The following is a 16,606-nucleotide window of genomic DNA, read 5'->3' on the forward strand; positions in this document are numbered from 1 at the left end:
GGAGGAGAGGGTGGCGATCATGGTGCTGCAGGCCATGACGGTGACGGTCATGGAGGTCCGGGGCGCGGCGACGCTGACCATGGTGGTGTAGCCGGGAACAAAGGCCCGGGCAATGCCCATGACAACGATGCCGCCGATGCAGCCAGGGACGCTGCCAGAGCTGATGCCAATGCAGCCCGGGACACGGCCAGAGCGACTGCGGATGCAGCCCGTGATGCGGCAAAAGCCACTGCCGATGCCGCACGGGATGCCGCCAGGGCTGAAGCAGATGCCGCCCGGGATGCCGCAAGAGCGGCTGGCGTACCGCGCGCAGAAGCGGATGCAGCCAGAGACGCTGCCCGGGCCACTGCAGATGCAGCGAGGGACGCCGCCAAGGCTGAAGCAGATGCCGCCAGGGATGCTGCCCGGGCTACCGCGGATGCAGCCAGGGACGCCGCCAAAGCCGAGGCGAACGCAGCCAGAGAAGCTGCCAAAGTTGAGGCGAAAGATGTCCGAGAGGATATGGCGGACGCCCCGGACGCCCCGGACGAACCGGATTTCGACGCGGTTGAGGTAGAGAACTAGACCTGCACGTTCGGCAATGAACACGGCAGGCATACCGTAGAAAACGTCCCGGGAGCTTGAGGGACGTATCGGCAAAGAGTCGCAAGCCCCGAAGCATCGTGGGGTTTGCGACTTGTTTCGGCTATCGAGCCAAGGCGAACATTTCTACAGTCAGATCGACCGCTGATTCACGCGCTGACTCAGTTCCTGCGCGGACTCTTTGCGTTCCGAGTAGCGGTCAACCAGATCGGGGCGATCCCGTAGCAGCAGGGTGAATTTCACCAGTTCCTCCATGACGTCCACCACCCTGTCGTACAGCGACGAGGGTTTCATGCGATTGGTGTCGTCAAACTCCAGAAAAGCCTTTGGCACGGAGGATTGATTGGGGATGGTGAACATGCGCATCCAGCGCCCCAGCACACGAAGCTGATTCACCACATTGAAGGACTGGGAACCGCCGCAGACTTGCATGACCGCGAGGGTTTTCCCTTGGGTTGGGCGAACGGCCCCCAACGCCAACGGCACCCAGTCGATTTGCGCCTTGAACACCGCAGACATGGAGCCGTGGCGCTCCGGCGAGCACCAGACCTGTCCTTCGGACCATTGCATCAGTTCGAGCAGCTCCTGGACTTTCGGGTGATCGGAGGGCGCATCGTCCGGTAGCGGCAGGCCTGATGGGTTGAAGATCCGTGTCTCGGCACCGAAGTGTTCGAGCAACCGGGCTGCTTCCTCGACCAGCAGGCGACTGAACGACCGCGCACGAGTCGAACCGTATAGCAACAGGATGCGCGGTTTGTGCTGGTCGTCGCGTCCACTGGCGATGGGCTGGGTCAGTGATGTGTCGAGATTGGGCTGGGGATGGGTCATGGGGGCTCCGGTCATAGCGTGCCGATGCGGTCGAGTTCCCGCTTCAGCGCATCGCGGTCGAGTTGTGCAAAAGGCAGGTCGAGGAATGCCCGGCAGCGCGTTTCGATGTGCGCCAGGGTCGAGTGGAACGCCGCCGATACCGTCGCGTCATCTCCCTTTATGTCCGATGGGTCTTCCAGGCCCCAGTGAGCTTTCAGCGCCGGCCCGAAGTACACGGGGCACGCCTCACCAGCGGCCTTGTCGCAGACTGTGATGACGATGTCCGGCGGGTTGCCTTCGAAAGCCTCATTGCCTTTGCTGCTCAAGCTGTCGATGGCGATGCCGGCTTCTTGCAACGTGCTCAGGCTGCGGGGCAGCACCTGTCCCTTGGGGAAGCTGCCGGCACTGATCGCCTCAAAACCTTGCGGGGCGAGATGGTTGAACATGGCTTCGGACAGGATGCTGCGACAGCTATTGGCGGTACACATAAACAGAACGCGCATGGTGATTCCTCTTTGCAGTCGCACAGGGCTAAACGCTCAGGCGCAGGGCCAGGGCAGACAAGGTGATGAACAGAATCGGCAGCGTCAGGACCACGCCGACCTTGAAGTAGTAACCCCAGGTAATGCGGATGCCCTTGCGCTCCAGCACATGTAGCCAGAGCAAGGTGGCAAGACTGCCGATGGGGGTGATTTTGGGACCGAGGTCAGAACCGATGACATTGGCGTAGATCATGGCTTCACGCACCACACCGGTGGCGTCACTGGCCTGAATCGACAGGGCACCCACCAGCACCGTGGGCATGTTGTTCATGCCCGATGACAGTAACGCCGTGAGCAGGCCAGTGCCCAGCGCGGCACCCCAGATGCCGAATTCGGCCATGTGGTTCAGCGCCATGGTCATGTAGGTGGTCAGTCCGGCGTTTTTCAGCCCGTACACCACCAGGTACATGCCCAGCGAAAAGATCACGACCTGCCAGGGCGCCTCGCGCAGCACCCGTCGCGTTGAAATCACATGCCCACGTGCAGCCACGGCGAACAGCATCGCGGCACAGACCGCTGCAATGGCACTGATGGGAATGCCCAAGGGTTCCAGTGCAAACAGCCCGATCAGCAACAGAGCCAGGACAATCCAGCCGACACGGAAGGTCAGGGGATCACGCACGGCGCGTCGCGGGTCCATCACGTCATCGAGAGAGTAGTGCCTGGGGATGTCACGCCGGAAAAACCAGTACAGCACCACGAGCGTGGTCGCCACGGCAACGAAATTGACCGGCACCATGATGGCGGCGTACTCGCTGAAGCCCAGGTCGAAGTAGTCGGCCGAAACGATGTTGACGAGGTTGGACACCACCAGGGGCAGGCTCGCCGTGTCGGCAATGAAACCGGCTGCCATGACGAACGCCAGGGTAGACGCTGGCGAAAAGCGCAGTGCAAGCAGTATTGAAACAACGATGGGGGTCAGGATCAGGGCTGCACCGTCGTTGGCAAACAGAGCGGATACGCCGGCCCCCAGCAGAATCGTGAAAACGAACAGGCGCCGCCCGTCACCCTTGGCCCAGCGCGCCACATGCAATGCCGCCCACTGGAAAAACCCGGCCTCATCGAGCAGCAGACTGATGATGATGAGCGAGATGAAGGTCGCGGTGGCGTTCCAGACAATGGCCCACACCAGTGGAATATCGTCCAGTGTCACGACGCCTGCCAGCAGGGCCAGGATGGCTCCCAGGGAGGCGCTCCAACCGACGCCCAGGCCCTTGGGTTGCCAGATGACCAACACCATGGTGAGCAGGAAAATGATAAACGCAGTAAACATGCGGAGTCTCGATGAGTGAAGGGTCAGCAGCAGGCGGAAGTGTTGAGTGGACGGTCGCCCATCGCGGCAAGACGAGTGCTGTCGTCCGCAAGCCAGTCGGCGTTTGCCAGCAAGGTTGTCTCGAGAACGTCGCGAACCCACGCGGGCAGATCGGGATTGAGCCGGTAATACACCCACTGCCCCTGGCGGCGGTCGAGAAGCAGGCCGCAGCCGCGAAGCTGGGCAAGGTGGCGGGAAATTTTGGGCTGACTGTCGTCCAGGGCGCAGACCAGCTCACACACGCATAACTCGCCTTCACGAGTGATGAGCAAAGTGGCCCGGGCGCGGGTTTCGTCGGACAGACATTTGAATACGGCAGCAGGATTGAGCATTGGCGTGGCTCGATACATATGGTTATTCGAATATACGATTTTCCATATGTATCGTGCAAGCCGCTCGGGCTCGCGAAGGGAAGGCTCGGCCCGACCAGGTTGTTCAGGTATGAGATAGACTCGAGCCCATTCGGCACAAGACACAGGAGAGGCGGTGAATGGAATCATTTAGCGTACGCGAGCTGAAAATGACTGACGCTCAAGCGTTGCTGGCTTTCGAAATCCAGAACCGTGAATGGTTCGAATCCCATATCGATGCGCGCGCCCCTGCTTTTTACTCGTTGCAGGGTGTCGCCGATCATATCGAAAGCTATTTGTCCGATTTCGCCATCGGCGCCTGGCACCCCTTTGTCATCGAGGATTCCAGTCGGAGAATCGTCGGTCGAGCCAATCTGAAAAGCATCGACTCATCGACGGGTTCTGCCGAAGTCGGCTATCGGATCGATCAACGCGTGTGCGGGCAGGGGTTGGCAACACGGGCGCTGAGGCACCTGATCCAGGAGGCCCGGATACGTTGGGGACTTGCGCAACTGGTTGCGTATGCCTTCAGGGAGAACGCCGGCTCCAGAAAAGTCCTGGATCGGTGCGGATTCAAGCTTGAGCAACTCTCCTGCAACGACAACACGGGGGGCGAAGATCGATTCGTCCTGTCGATCAGATGATGCTTGCGCAACTGTCGCAGCATCATTTCACTGCGTTATTCAGGGATCATCGGTGCGGCGATATCGGCGGCGATGTCATTTTGGCTAAACATTCGGGCACCAAAGTGATCCTTGATTGAGCGAACACAAAAAATCCCGAAAACATTTCTGTTTCCAGGATTTTTCATTGTTTCGATGCGGTGATGCTATTTGCTCTCGATTTTCCCTTAGACACCAACTGCCAGAGGGAACAATCCCAGCAGCAGGCAGGCGAGCAAGATCAGGAAGCTCAGCGCGAACGCCCATTTCATTGTGTATTTCTGGTGGTCGCTGAACTCCACACCTGCCAAGCCACAGAGCAGGTAGGTCGAGGCCACGAGAGGGCTGAGCAAGTGGACCGGTTGACCCACCAGTGAAGCCCGTCCAATTTCTGCCGCGGAGATGCCATAGGCCGCTGCAGCTTTGGCAAGCACTGGCAGCACACCATAGTAGAAGGCGTCATTGGACATGAAGAAGGTGCCCGGAATACTCGCCAACGCGGTGATCGGCGCCATGTACGGACCCCAGGTCGCCGGTAACATTGCCAGGAAACTCGCTGACATCGCATTGACCATGCCCGTACCGGACAGAATACCTGCCAGGATGCCGGCTGCCAGGAAGATCGCGATCTGGTTCAAAGCCGTTGGAGCGTGCGCGGAAATACGACGGCGCTGATCGTTCATATGCGGGTAGTTGATCACCAGCGCAATGGAGAACGCGACCATGAACAAAATGGACAGTGGCAGTATTTCCATCACCAGGCCGGCCATCAAGGCGATCGTAAGGCCAGCGTTCAGCCAGAACAGTTTTGGGCGACGCAGTTCGGCATTCTCGTCTGACATGGATGGCAGACCTTCGTCGTCAGCCTCATCCTCAAAGACGGTGGCGGCAGCACCCAGCGATAAGCGCAGTGTGCCCAAGCGTTGACGCTCGCGAATACCGATGAAGTAAGCCAGTGCAAGAACACCCAGGAAGCCCACCACCATAACCGGGATAAGCGGGATAAACAGTTCGGCAGTATCGACTTGCAAGGACGCTGCAGCACGTGCCAGAGGACCGCCCCACGGCAACAGATTGGTGACGCTCGCCGCAAGAATCACTACACAGGTGAGTGACAGTGGTTCGAGTCGCAGGCGCTTGAACAGAGGCAGCATCGCGGTGACGGTAATCATGTACGTTGTGGAACCGTCGCCGTCCAGCGATACCATCCCTGCCAGCAGTGTTGCAAACACGACGGCCTTCATCGGGTCGCCATTGATCAGCTTGATGAACTTACGAATGACCGGATCGAACAGACCGGTATCGAACATCACGCCAAAGTAGAGGATCGCGAACATCACCATGACCGCGGTTGGAGCAACCTTTTTTAGACCCTCGATCATCATGCCGCCCATGTCCGGGCCAAAACCCGCCAGCAGAGCGAATACGATAGGGACTATTGTCATCGCTACCAACGGTGACAACCGTTTGGTCATGATCAGTGCCATGAAGGTCACGATCATGCCGTAGCCGAGTATTGAGAGCATTTGTATCACCTTGACGTAAAGTACAATTGTTTTTATGGGATCTGCGCAAAAAGCGCATCAAGGTTCCCGCTGCATTTTTGGTCTGATCCAGCGGGTTGCCGCTGAGTCTCACACGAGTATCAACTCATGTGAAGACCACCATTTAGCGAGAAGTCAGCACCGTTCGCATACCCAGCCTCATCGGAGGCAAGCCAGGCACAGACAGCGGCGATTTCCTCAGGCGTTCCAAGGCGTCGAGTCGGAATGTCCTGGATGATGCGGTCCATGACGTCGGCGGTAGTAACGGACTTGAGTTTGGGAGTGGCAATGTAACCAGGGGATACGGTATTCACCGTGACGCCACGGGATCCCACTTCTCGTGCCAAAGCACGGGTGAAACCCCGGATTGCAGACTTGGCGGTGGAGTAGTTGACCTGACCCACTTGACCCAGTTGGGCGTTGACTGAGGAGATGTTGATAACGCGTCCCCAGCCTCTTTCAGTCATGCCATCGATAACCTGTTTGGTTACGTTGAACAGAGAGTTGAGGTTGGTGTCGATGACGGTTGTCCAGTCGTTTGGCTGCATTTCCTGAAAGACAACGTTGCGAGCGGTGCCTGCGTTGTTGATCAGGACATCGACTGGCCCGACATTTTTCTTGATCTGCTCAAAGGCTTGGCGGCAAGAGTCCCAATCAGCAACGCTTCCTTCAGAGGCGATGAAGTTAAAGCCAAGCTCCTTTTGCTGAGCGAGCCAAGTGTCTTTCAATGGGGAATCGGGACCGCATCCTGCGACAACGGTAAATCCGTCTCGGGCGAGTCGCTGGCAAACTGCTGTGCCCAGGTTTCCCATGCCAGCAGTAACAAAGGCGATCTTCTTGGTCATGCGTTAACTCCTTTTGTGTTTTTTGTGGGGAGTATTGCGTGCAACCTTCAAGGGCTACTGGCCCTAATAAACTCCACTCGAAATTGTTTTGCAAGGTAACGCAGTACAATTTCTTCAAAAAGAAACGATTTCTTACCAACGGTCATGTTCATGCGGGTTGGGTTTCATGATCCTCCATAGATCTTCGAGCCCGTCGAACGTGGAGGCGCGAGGGCGATACTCGCATCCCACCCAGCCTTGATAGGCATGGTCTTCAAGCATGGAGAGCAGTTTTGGAAAATCGACATTGCCAGTACCAGGTTCATTCCGGCCCGGGAAGTCGGCCACTTGGACATGACTAACGCGCGGCCACCATTGATTTAGCTTTCGCAGACAATCCTCGCCCAGAAGCTCCGTGTGGTAGGTGTCCAAGATCAGGCCGAGGTTGGGAAGGGCCTCAAGCATTTCCTCTGCAAAGTCGAAGCGGCTCATCAGGTAGCCCGGAACCTCAGTTGAGCTGATCACTTCAATCAAGGGTTCAATGCCTTCGCCAGACAAGAACTCGGCCGCGTACTTCAGGTTACGTCGATAAATACCGCTGTCGGCAATCACCCCAAGCTCAGCAAGCGACACACCAGACATCAGGTGCACCATTTTGCAGTCGAGCACCTTTGCGTATTGAACGGCTTGGTTCACTTCTGCCAGGAAATCCTGCTTTGAGCGACAAATGCCAGTGGTGCCTTTTGTTACTCCTGATGGCGCGGCAAATTGCACCATCTGCAGCTGATGCTCATTGAGAAGCTCCGCAATGTGCGTCGCTTCGTATTCATAGGGCGAGGGGAACTCGACCGCTCGAAATCCTGATTTCGCGGCCGCAGCAAACCGCTCTAGAAATGGCAATTCCGTAAATTGGAATCCAATGTGTGCGTTTAATCTGGTCATGCCTTACTCCGAGATTTTTCGACCTGCATCAAGCGTTCAAAAGGTTACGAAGTTTCAACACTGCGCTATCTGGCGTGGTCAGCACTGAAAGGCCGCTCGCTTGGCTTGCCAATTGCGCTGCGCTGGTCATGGAAAACTGCGCGAAACACAGCAGTTCGCTGCTCGTAGGCGCGCGAGCCGAATCAACAATCAAAGCGTCATGACGATCTGTATTTCCCCTGCGCAGTTCGTCAAACGCTTCAGGGCAGACCCGTGTATCGAGTTCAATCTCTACGCCGAGTTGCCGCGCATAGCTTTCAAACTCCTCAGTCATCGAAGTAATGGCTGGTTTGAAGGTCGCAAGGATAGTGATCCTTTGGGTGCGTTGAATGGCCTCCTCGATCATGGCTTCGTTCGGTTTGAGCACAGGGATGCTCAACGAGCGCTTGCACAGATCAATGGCGTCACCAAAAGCGGAGCACGTAAACAAGATCGCATCAGCCCCTGACTCCGCCGCATAGGTAGCCAGTTTCAAAAAGCGTTCATTCAATGCTGGAGTGAGTTCACCGGCTTCCGCCAAGTCGCTGGAAAGCGAGTCTTCCAACAGATTTGCGAGCTTGGCCTCGGGCCAGAGCCGAGTGAAAGCTTCAGTGATGGGGGCGATTGCCACCGGCGTCGCATGAATCAAATAGATACGTGGTGCAGTCATGACGTATTCCCGGTTTGTAGTAGATCAAGTTGATGGACGGTGAAGCCTTGGCATTTCGGTGGCGTGTTGATGCGCATGAGGTGTGTTATTTTTCTTTCAAGTCCCGGATTTGGGTGTCATGGCTCCATCCCAGACCTTTGCATCGAATCCATCCTCCTCTGATAACCGGTTTCCATGAATTCAGCAGAATTGACTCATCCACAACCATTGGCGGGCGAACAATCCAAAATGAAGCCCAAGATAAAAAAAGACCTTGCGGAGCAGTTGGCTCCCAAGATCATCGATATGGCGAGAGCCAGGTCGATGCGCGCCGGTGATCCGCTGCGCGAGGAGTCTTTTGCCAAAGAGTTGGGGGTCTCCCGTTCGCCGATTCGACGTGGTTTCGCTTTGTTGGCTGAGTTGGGCCTCGCGACCAAGGAACCGAATCGGGGCTATTTCCTGACGGCTGACGCGCGAGGAATCGACAGTCGTAAGCTCCCCTTGGAAGTCGACCCTTTTGAAGATTTCTATCTGCGTGTCGTCGATGACGTTCTTCGTGGCGACATCCCAACGACTTTTTTTGAAGCCGAGTTGATGCGCAAATATGAGGTGCCTAGAGGGCAACTCATGAAGGTCCTGAACCGGTTGGCCAATGAGGCGATGATTGAGCGCAAGCCTGGGCAGGGGTGGGAGATCAATAGTTTTCTGCATGACTCCAAGGCCCATATTCAAAGCTACCGTTTTCGTATGGCTATTGAACCGGCTGCCGTGCTCGAACCTGGCTACGAGGTGGATAAGGCCGCGTTTGCCAAAGCTCGTGAGACCCAGCAAAAAATGCTGGATGGAGACATTTTTAACCTGTCGCGATCTCAGCTGTTTCAGATAGGTGCACAGCTTCACGAACTGGTGGTCCGTTGTTCGGGCAACGCTTTTTTTCTCGAAGCTATCCGCCGGCAAAACCAGTTGCGTCGATTCATGGCCTACAAGGCCAACGTGGACCGGCCTCGCTTGATCAACCAGTGTAAAGAGCACATCCATCTTCTAGATCTCATCGAAAGTGGGCAGCGAGAAGCGGCTGCGGAGTTCCTGCGCAATCACCTCGATGTCGTCGGGCGGCAGAAAACCGACAAAGAGGCCAAGGATGAACTGGAATACCAGCGCAGCCTTGAGATCTCGGTGGTCAGCTAAGCCGCGGCTCGTTCAGCAGCACCACCCCATCGTCATCACCGTATAGCTGGTCGCCATCTGCGATGGTGTGCCCGGCGAATTCCACCGCTATACCAATCTGGCCCTCGTTGCGTTTGACGGTCTTTCGCGGTGATGTGCCCAGTGCCTTAATGGCAATCGGCATGTCGCGCAGAGCCGCCTTGTCGCGGATGTAACCGTAGATCAGTACGCCGGCCCAGCCGTTCCTCACCAAGTCCTCAGCGATCACATCGCCAAACAGTGCGTACCGATCACTACCCCCACCATCCACGACCAACACTCTGCCTTGACCCGGCAAACTGCTTATTTCTTTGATCCTTGAATTGTCCTCAAAGCATTTGAGGGTGAAAGCACGGCCCTCGAAATCATTTTTCCCGCCAAAGTCCCTGAACACTGGGGCCAGAACCCGAATGGTGTCCGGGTATTGGTCGCACAAATCAGATGTTTTAACTGTCATGGAGTGAGTCTCCTGGCTCGATTGATGGATGACCGTTGAGCGAAAAGATTGCACAAACTGAATATTCATGCAATAAAATGCAATCTGTCGAAGGCGATAACGACACTGCTCCAGGAAATGTCAGGACGAACGGGAGCAAATGGTTAAGGATTTCGCTTCGCCAATATTGTACTTTGTATTTACGATGTACATAAATGGAGCGGTTTTTAGACAGACCTGCTTCAAAAAATTCAGCTCAAACAATAAGCAAGGGGTGTGCGATGCGTATTTTGGTTCTTCCTGGTGATGGTATCGGTCCGGAAATCGTTGAATCTTCGATGTCGGTCCTGCAAGCAGCCAACAAAAAATTCGATCTGGACCTGAGCTTCGATTACGAGGATGTAGGTTTCACGAGCCTGGATAAATACGGCACCACCTTGCGTGATGAAGTGCTGGAAAAGGCCAAGGGCTACGACGGCATCATTCTCGGCACCCAATCGCACGCCGACTATCCAGTGCCTGAAAAGGGCGGTCGTAACGTTTCCGCCGGTTTCCGCATTGGCCTGGATCTCTATGCCAACGTACGTCCTGCCCGTACTCGTCCGTTCCTGACTTCGAACATGAAGGAAGGCAAGACGATGGATCTGGTCATCATGCGCGAAGCGACTGAAGGCTTTTATCCGGACCGCAACATGAGTCGCGGCTGGGGCGAAGTGATGCCGACCCCTGATATGGCTTTATCCACGCGTAAAATCACTCGTCATTGCAGTGAGCGAATTGCCCGCCGAGCGTTCGAGTTGGCTATGAAGCGTGACAAGAAGGTCACTGCCATTCACAAAGCCAACAGCTTCCATATGACTGATGGCCTGTTCCTGGAGTGCGTCCGTGATGTGGCAAAGGACTTCCCAGAAGTGGCTCTGGACGATCTGCTGGTCGATGCGTCGACTGCCCACCTGGTGCGCAGCCCTGAGCGTTTCGACGTGCTGGTCGCTACGAACTTCTACGGCGACATCATCAGCGACCTCGCCAGTGAACTGTCGGGTAGCCTGGGTCTCGCCGGCTCCATGATGGCCAGCGATATTCACTGCTGCGCCCAAGCACAGCATGGCTCCGCGCCGGATATCGCAGGTCAGGACAAGGCCAACCCGGTCTCCATGATTCTCTCCGTCGGCATGTTGCTGCAATGGATGGGCGAGCACCACAACAATGAAGCATTCATCAAAGCCGGTCTGGAAATGGACAAGGCCGTGGATGTTGTTCTGAAAGATCCTAAGCAACGCACCCCGGATCTGGGCGGTTCTAGCGGTACCAAAGCTTTTGGTGAGGCCGTCGCCAAGGTCATCCTGGGCTGATCGACACGGGCGGCATGAATGTCATGCCGCCCGTTGTTTGGAGTATTGCTGGATCAATAACAAGAGAATGCCTTTCATCCTTGGGGTAACCAAAGGAGGGGCGCGAGGAGAGAACAGTGAGTCAATTACTACTCGGTTGCATCGCTGACGACTTCACCGGCGGTACTGATTTGGCCAGTACTTTGGTACGTGGCGGGATGCGAACGCTGCAAGTGATCGGTGTGCCTGAAGGGCCCTTGCCAGAAGATATTGATGCTGTCGTTATTGCCCTGAAAAGCCGCACTGTCAGTCCCGAAGAGGCCGTTACTCAATCGCTTGAAGCGTTGGAGTGGTTGCGCACTGCGGGTTGCCAACAGTTTTTTTTCAAGTATTGCTCGACGTTCGATTCGACTTCTCGCGGGAACATCGGGCCTGTCGCCGACGCACTCGCTGATGCTTTGAATGTCTCGTTTGCTGTGGCTTGCCCTGCATTCCCGGAGAACAAACGCACGATTTTTAACGGTCATTTGTTTGTCGGTGATGTGTTGTTGAGCGAATCCGGAATGCGCAATCATCCGTTGACGCCAATGACTGATTCCAATCTGGTTCGAGTGCTACAACAGCAGACGCTCAAGCCAGTCGGGCTCGTTGCGCATTCGGTCGTAAGCAAGGGCGCGCAAGCCATTTCAACTGCCTTCAGTAACTTTGAGGCTCAGGGCCGCGGTTACGTCATTGTCGATGCGATAGATGATGAGGATCTACACGCAATCGGTCAGGCTGTTGCGGACCATAAACTCGTTACCGGCGGATCTGGAGTTGCGCTGGGTCTCCCTGAAAACTTCCGCCGTGCAGGTTTGCTGGGCAAATCCGAGACCGCTTCGGTACTACCCGCCATTGAAGGCTTGTGCGCGGTGGTTTCCGGAAGTTGTTCAGTGGCGACCAATAGCCAGGTCGAGCACTGGCAAAAGAGTCGTCCGAGTTTCTCCCTTGACCCGCTGCTCCTGACGAATGGTCATGATCAGGTAGCCGAAGCACTCGCCTGGGCGAAAGACTTGATTCAGCAAGGGCCGATTCTGATTTACGGCAGTGCGCAGCCAGAGACGGTAAAGCTTGCACAGCAGAAGCTCGGTGTTGAAGCCGCAGGGCAGATCGTTGAAGACGCGCTATCCGCCGTAGCTGTTGGCCTATATGAAATGGGCGTTCGTAAACTCGTGGTGGCCGGTGGCGAAACGTCGGGTGCAGTGGTCAAGGCACTTAAGGTCAAGGCGCTGAGAATCGGCGCGACAATTGATCCCGGTGTGCCTTGGACGCTTGGCTTGCGGGACGACCCGGTTGCCTTGGCACTTAAGTCCGGCAATTTCGGAACAGTAGACTTCTTCGAGAAGGCATTGGCCAATGCGCCATGATCTGCTCAGCCTGGAAATCTTCATGGCAGTGGCGGAGCAGCGGAACCTGACAAAGGCTTCGCAACTCTGCCACTTGGCGACGTCCGCGGTCAGTAAACGGATCAGCGAGCTTGAGGAGAAAGTCGGCTCACCTCTGTTTGTTCGCTACCCCCGCGGAATGGAGCTGACTCCGGCAGGGCAGTCGCTTCGTCATTACGCGTTGCAGGTGAATGAAACCCTCCAGAAGATGGATCAGGAGCTGAGTGAATATGGCGCTGGGATCAAAGGCCATGTTCGTTTGCACGCCATTACATCCGCGTTAGCACAACAGCTGAGCCTGGACATCGGGACGTTCCTGGAAACGTACCCCGATATCAAGTTCGACATCGAGGAGCGCGTCGGTGCCGCAATTGTACGAGCCGTCTCGGATGGGCGTGCGGATGTCGGCATCATCGCGCAGCAGACGCCGTCCCTTGGGTTGGAAACACTGGCCTATCGCGTGGACGAGTTGGTGATTGCTGTCCCAGATCACCATCCCTTGGCGGGGCAGGCGCAAGCCAGTTTTGAGCAGGCGTTGCTCTATGAATTCATTGGTCCTCATGTGGAAAGCTCGGTGCACCTGCTACTGACTGAACAAGCCCAATTATTAGGGAAGGCAGTCAGGCAGCGGGTTCGCGTTTCCAGTTTTGAGTGCATGTGCCGGATGGTCTCGACCAATCTGGGTATCTGCATTTTGCCTCGCGATGTGTTGCGCCCTTACCTGCGTCCCTTTCAACTACAAGCTGTGACTCTGGCTGAGCCCTGGGCCAAGCGTCAGTTGCAGATCGTTGCTCGACGATTTGAGGCTCTACCACCTACTGCCCGTGCGTTCGTCGCACACTTGACCGCGTAACAGGCGCTGTTCAATCACCTGTTCACTCTTGAGATGAGTACATGTTTATTTACGTCGGCTGTCGTACCACTCGTGAAAGAAATGCTCGCGGTAATGGGATCAACGTCTACAGCGTCGACTCGCAAACGGGGCAGCTGTCTCACGTGCAACTCGTTGATGGCTTGGTCAATCCGTCTTTCCTGGCCATCAGCAAACAACAGAATTTCCTGTATTGCGTCCATGGCGATACAGATCAAGCCAGTGCATTTAGCATCAGCGCCGACGGCACGCTGACCTATCTCAATAGCCAGAACACCCATGGTCACAATCCCGCTCATCTGGCGATTTCACCGGACGGTGGTTTCCTGGTGGTGAGCAATCATTACAGCGGTTCAGTGGTTGTGCTGCCAATACTCGCTTCGGGTGAGCTGGGCGAACTTTGTGATCAAGTGCTGACCGAGGGGCCAATCGGACCCCATCGAGTGGAACAGAAAGGCCCGAAGCCTCATTTCAATCCATTCGATCCCAGTGGAACGTTAGTGGTCGTGCCGGACAAAGGGCTCGACCGGATTTTCACTTATCGTTTCGACTCGCAACTGGGCAAGCTGCTGCCGGCAGCTTGTCCGTTTGTGGCCACTCGCAAAGGGGCAGGGCCACGGCATGTTGCGTTTCATCCCGGATTGCCAGTGGTCTATTCGGTCAATGAACTGGATTCCACCGTTGGCACCTACCGCTTTAACAGCGAAAGCGGAGAGCTTCTGCCGCAGCAGGTGATCTCTGCGTTGCCTGATTCTTTTACCGGCGACAGCACCGCCGCCGAGATCGAAGTCGATGGAGCTGGGCGATTCTTGTATGCCTCCAATAGAGGCAATGACAGCATCGCGATCTACAGCATCGACTCGCAAACGGGTTGGCTGACGTTCGTGTCGGCGACGCCAACGAAAGGCCGCACGCCGCGATTTTTTGCGCTCTCACCCGACGGACAGTTCATGTACGTCGCCAATGAGGACAGCGATATGATCGTGGTTTTCAGTGTTGACCCAGCAACCGGAGGCTTGACCCCGACGGGTAACCTGATCGAGACCGGGAGCCCTGTGTGCATGGTCTTCGGTGGTCCGAGGACATGAAGACGTTTTTCACCTCAATGGGATTGTGGTGGGCGACACCGCTCGTTGGCATTGCCGGGGCTCTGATCGCCAGTTATTTGAATTGGCCTTTGCCATGGATTATTGGATCGATGTTGGCGGTGATCCTGGTGCGTTGCCTGGGCTGGCGCGTGGGAGAGATTCCCAATGGCCGTCTGACCGGACAGTGGATGATCGCGACTTCCATCGGCTTGCACTTCACGCCTGTGGTGCTGGAACAGATCCTGGGGCATTTCGCGATGATGCTGTTCGCGGCGTTTCTCACCCTGTTCCTTGCACTGCTCGGCGTAGAGTTTATGCGGCGTCGTGGAATGGATCTGACGACTGCATTCTTCGCGTTCATGCCCGCCAACTTTGCAGAAATGATTCAATCGGGAATCAGGCATAAGGCCGACGTCAGTCAGATCGCTGCGGCGCATAGTGTGCGTTTGGTCGTGATTGTTCTCTGCGTGCCGCCTGCGATGTTTTTCACCGCGAAAATCTCGCCGGCAGTGGTCCATGCTCGCTTGCCGAGTGATTGGTATTGGTTGCTACCGCTGCTGATCGGCGGAGCGCTGACGGCAATGATCTGGAAGCGGTACAAATTACCGAATCCCTGGATGTTCGGTCCGATGGCTTTGTGTGCTCTCTTCACGGCCAGTTTCAATCTTCAAACGGCATTGCCCGTGGAACTCAGTCATTACGGGCAGCTCATGATCGGTTGCGCACTCGGTGGTTACTTTGATCGCCAGTTCTTCAGAGCCTCGCCGACTTTCCTGCTCAAGGTTTCGTTGTTCAACTTGATCATGATTTTCTGCACCCTGGTTCTGGCACTTGGAATCGGATACTTACTGGGCTTTCCGGTATTGACCCTAGCATTGGGCATGATGCCGGGCAGTAGTACAGAGATGTATCTGACGGCCGAAGCCCTAAACCTAGGTGTCGGTATTGTCACGGCGATGCAAATTATGCGCTTGGTGGTGGTGATGCTATGTGCTGAACCCGTACACAAAGTCTGGCTGAAACGCCTTCGCCGCTGAGCGGGCAAGTGCGTTTCAAGCCATCATGGGCGATGTATTAATTGCCCTGCTAGGGGGCGACAGTGACGTCGCTCTGACCGCTGTCGACGAGAGCTTTGAGGACGAAACCGCTGGCTTTCTGTTCTTCCAGGAACGCTCTGACGTAAGCCGCGCCAGCGACGCACTCCACGGGAACGCCCATCGCTTGGCGAATCGAGGTGAAGTAACCGTCCAGCACGCGCAGTTCGTTGTTGGCCTCGGCAACTTTGAGCAGTGGCTGACGCACGCCTGCAGCTGCATCCAAGTCTTCGTCGAGAAATAGGTCTACCGCGGCGGCCGATGTCGGCGCACGGACGAGGGTCGCGTGCTGCTGCGTTCGACTCAGGTACAAGTCATAAGCAGCACCCTTACCGACGGCGATTCGCACACCTGGTTGATCCAGATCTTCCATCTTGAAGAATCTGGAGCTGTTCTTGACCAGATAAGTGCCTTCGATGATCACGTACGGTTCGCTAAAAGCGACCTGAGCTTCACGCACGGGTTCGATGGCCAGGAAAGCAATATTCCATTGCTTGTTCGCCAATGCCTCGAACACCTTGCCGGCAGCGTCAAAGGTGATGAATTCAACAGGGACGCCCAGATGCTTGCCCAATTCCACGGCGAGGCTGACGGATACCCCTTGAGGTTGTCCTGTTTCGGTATTGCGCTGTGCAAGAACAGGGTTACCGAAGTTGATGGCTGCTCTGAGTACGCCAGTTGGGGCAAGATCGTTGAGGACTTCTGCGGTAGGGGTGGGCATACAGGTTCTCCAAGGGAAAATGTCATCGGCCCTGAGGGTAGGGAAGTGCGCAGGCCCTGACAATTTCAGGCTCGCCAAGGCTGCGTTCTCCGTGGACGAACGATGGCTTGCTCAACGCTCAATTTTACTTGAGCCTGCCTTTGGTTACGCTGGGTCCAACTGAACGACCGCACAGAGTCGTTTGCTCATGCACTCAACCGGTG

Annotated in this window: 18 protein-coding genes; 7 read left to right on the forward strand and 11 right to left on the reverse strand. The window is 56.0% G+C overall.

Annotation, left to right across the window (positions count from 1 at the left end):
- The 5 genes from KGB20_RS08915 to KGB20_RS08935 all read right to left on the reverse strand — a co-directional run.
- Positions 1-588: hypothetical protein (locus KGB20_RS08915; protein ID WP_223532195.1), on the reverse strand; the 588-nt coding region annotated here is incomplete at its 3' end.
- 126 nt (positions 589-714) lie between these two features.
- The gene (arsH, locus tag KGB20_RS08920; RefSeq protein ID WP_154910547.1) at positions 715-1,410 is read right to left on the reverse strand and encodes an arsenical resistance protein ArsH; all 696 of its coding nucleotides are present in this window, start codon (positions 1,408-1,410) and stop codon (positions 715-717) included.
- Between the two features lie 11 nt (positions 1,411-1,421).
- The gene (locus KGB20_RS08925; RefSeq protein WP_154910546.1) at positions 1,422-1,892 is read right to left on the reverse strand and encodes an arsenate reductase ArsC; all 471 of its coding nucleotides are present in this window, start codon (positions 1,890-1,892) and stop codon (positions 1,422-1,424) included.
- A 28-nt stretch (positions 1,893-1,920) separates the two neighbouring features.
- Positions 1,921-3,204 (reverse strand): arsenic transporter, encoded by a 1,284-nt coding sequence (locus tag KGB20_RS08930; protein ID WP_154910545.1) that lies wholly within the window; start codon positions 3,202-3,204, stop codon positions 1,921-1,923.
- Between the two features lie 23 nt (positions 3,205-3,227).
- Entirely contained in the window at positions 3,228-3,575 is a 348-nt protein-coding gene (locus tag KGB20_RS08935) for a metalloregulator ArsR/SmtB family transcription factor (protein WP_090454848.1), read from the reverse strand.
- 158 nt (positions 3,576-3,733) lie between these two features.
- Here KGB20_RS08935 and KGB20_RS08940 point away from each other — a divergent pair, with 158 nt between their 5' ends.
- The gene (locus KGB20_RS08940) at positions 3,734-4,237 is read left to right on the forward strand and encodes a GNAT family N-acetyltransferase (protein WP_150814836.1); all 504 of its coding nucleotides are present in this window, start codon (positions 3,734-3,736) and stop codon (positions 4,235-4,237) included.
- Between the two features lie 206 nt (positions 4,238-4,443).
- On the opposite strand, the gene KGB20_RS08945 is transcribed toward KGB20_RS08940, so the two are convergent.
- The 4 genes from KGB20_RS08945 to KGB20_RS08960 all read right to left on the reverse strand — a co-directional run bounded on the left by KGB20_RS08945 (position 4,444) and on the right by KGB20_RS08960 (position 8,253).
- Entirely contained in the window at positions 4,444-5,781 is a 1,338-nt protein-coding gene (locus KGB20_RS08945) for a CitMHS family transporter (protein WP_154910544.1), read from the reverse strand.
- A 119-nt stretch (positions 5,782-5,900) separates the two neighbouring features.
- Positions 5,901-6,644, reverse strand: coding sequence for an acetoacetyl-CoA reductase (phbB, locus tag KGB20_RS08950; RefSeq protein WP_008017165.1), 744 nt, complete (start codon positions 6,642-6,644; stop codon positions 5,901-5,903).
- Between the two features lie 132 nt (positions 6,645-6,776).
- On the reverse strand, positions 6,777-7,565 hold the full coding sequence (locus tag KGB20_RS08955; RefSeq protein WP_154862223.1) for a hydroxypyruvate isomerase family protein: 789 nt from the start codon (positions 7,563-7,565) through the stop codon (positions 6,777-6,779).
- 28 nt (positions 7,566-7,593) lie between these two features.
- On the reverse strand, positions 7,594-8,253 hold the full coding sequence (locus KGB20_RS08960) for an aspartate/glutamate racemase family protein (protein WP_008017162.1): 660 nt from the start codon (positions 8,251-8,253) through the stop codon (positions 7,594-7,596).
- 228 nt (positions 8,254-8,481) lie between these two features.
- Between KGB20_RS08960 and KGB20_RS08965 the strand changes: the two genes are divergently transcribed.
- Positions 8,482-9,420, forward strand: coding sequence for a GntR family transcriptional regulator (locus tag KGB20_RS08965; protein ID WP_043302255.1), 939 nt, complete (start codon positions 8,482-8,484; stop codon positions 9,418-9,420).
- Here KGB20_RS08965 and rraA read toward each other — a convergent pair.
- Positions 9,413-9,895 (reverse strand): ribonuclease E activity regulator RraA, encoded by a 483-nt coding sequence (gene rraA / locus KGB20_RS08970; RefSeq protein ID WP_150814832.1) that lies wholly within the window; start codon positions 9,893-9,895, stop codon positions 9,413-9,415. The two genes, KGB20_RS08965 and rraA, sit on opposite strands and share 8 nt — an antisense overlap.
- 194 nt (positions 9,896-10,089) lie before the next feature.
- Here rraA and KGB20_RS08975 point away from each other — a divergent pair, with 194 nt between their 5' ends.
- From KGB20_RS08975 to KGB20_RS08995, 5 genes are all read left to right on the forward strand, one after another.
- Positions 10,090-11,226 (forward strand): isocitrate/isopropylmalate dehydrogenase family protein, encoded by a 1,137-nt coding sequence (locus tag KGB20_RS08975; RefSeq protein WP_223532197.1) that lies wholly within the window; start codon positions 10,090-10,092, stop codon positions 11,224-11,226.
- A 116-nt stretch (positions 11,227-11,342) separates the two neighbouring features.
- Complete coding sequence (otnK, locus tag KGB20_RS08980; RefSeq protein ID WP_154910543.1) at positions 11,343-12,611, forward strand: 3-oxo-tetronate kinase; 1,269 nt, start codon at positions 11,343-11,345, stop codon at positions 12,609-12,611.
- Positions 12,601-13,482, forward strand: a complete 882-nt coding sequence (locus tag KGB20_RS08985; RefSeq protein WP_150814830.1) for a LysR family transcriptional regulator — start codon at positions 12,601-12,603, stop codon at positions 13,480-13,482. Before otnK ends, KGB20_RS08985 begins: the two co-directional genes overlap by 11 nt.
- 41 nt (positions 13,483-13,523) lie before the next feature.
- Entirely contained in the window at positions 13,524-14,588 is a 1,065-nt protein-coding gene (locus KGB20_RS08990) for a lactonase family protein (RefSeq protein WP_154910542.1), read from the forward strand.
- Positions 14,585-15,625 carry an AbrB family transcriptional regulator gene (locus KGB20_RS08995; RefSeq protein WP_150814828.1) on the forward strand — a complete coding sequence of 347 codons (1,041 nt, stop codon included), beginning with the start codon at positions 14,585-14,587 and terminating at the stop codon, positions 15,623-15,625. The genes KGB20_RS08990 and KGB20_RS08995 overlap by 4 nt, the downstream gene beginning before the upstream one ends.
- A gap of 49 nt (positions 15,626-15,674) precedes the next feature.
- On the opposite strand, the gene KGB20_RS09000 is transcribed toward KGB20_RS08995, so the two are convergent.
- A complete protein-coding gene (locus KGB20_RS09000; protein ID WP_154862229.1) occupies positions 15,675-16,403 on the reverse strand; it encodes an ABC transporter substrate-binding protein in 729 nt (242 codons plus the stop codon).
- Positions 16,404-16,606 lie beyond the last annotated feature (203 nt).

It is taken from the genome of Pseudomonas sp. BF-R-30 (assembly GCF_019956175.1).
GTDB classification, from domain to species: domain Bacteria; phylum Pseudomonadota; class Gammaproteobacteria; order Pseudomonadales; family Pseudomonadaceae; genus Aquipseudomonas; species Aquipseudomonas jessenii.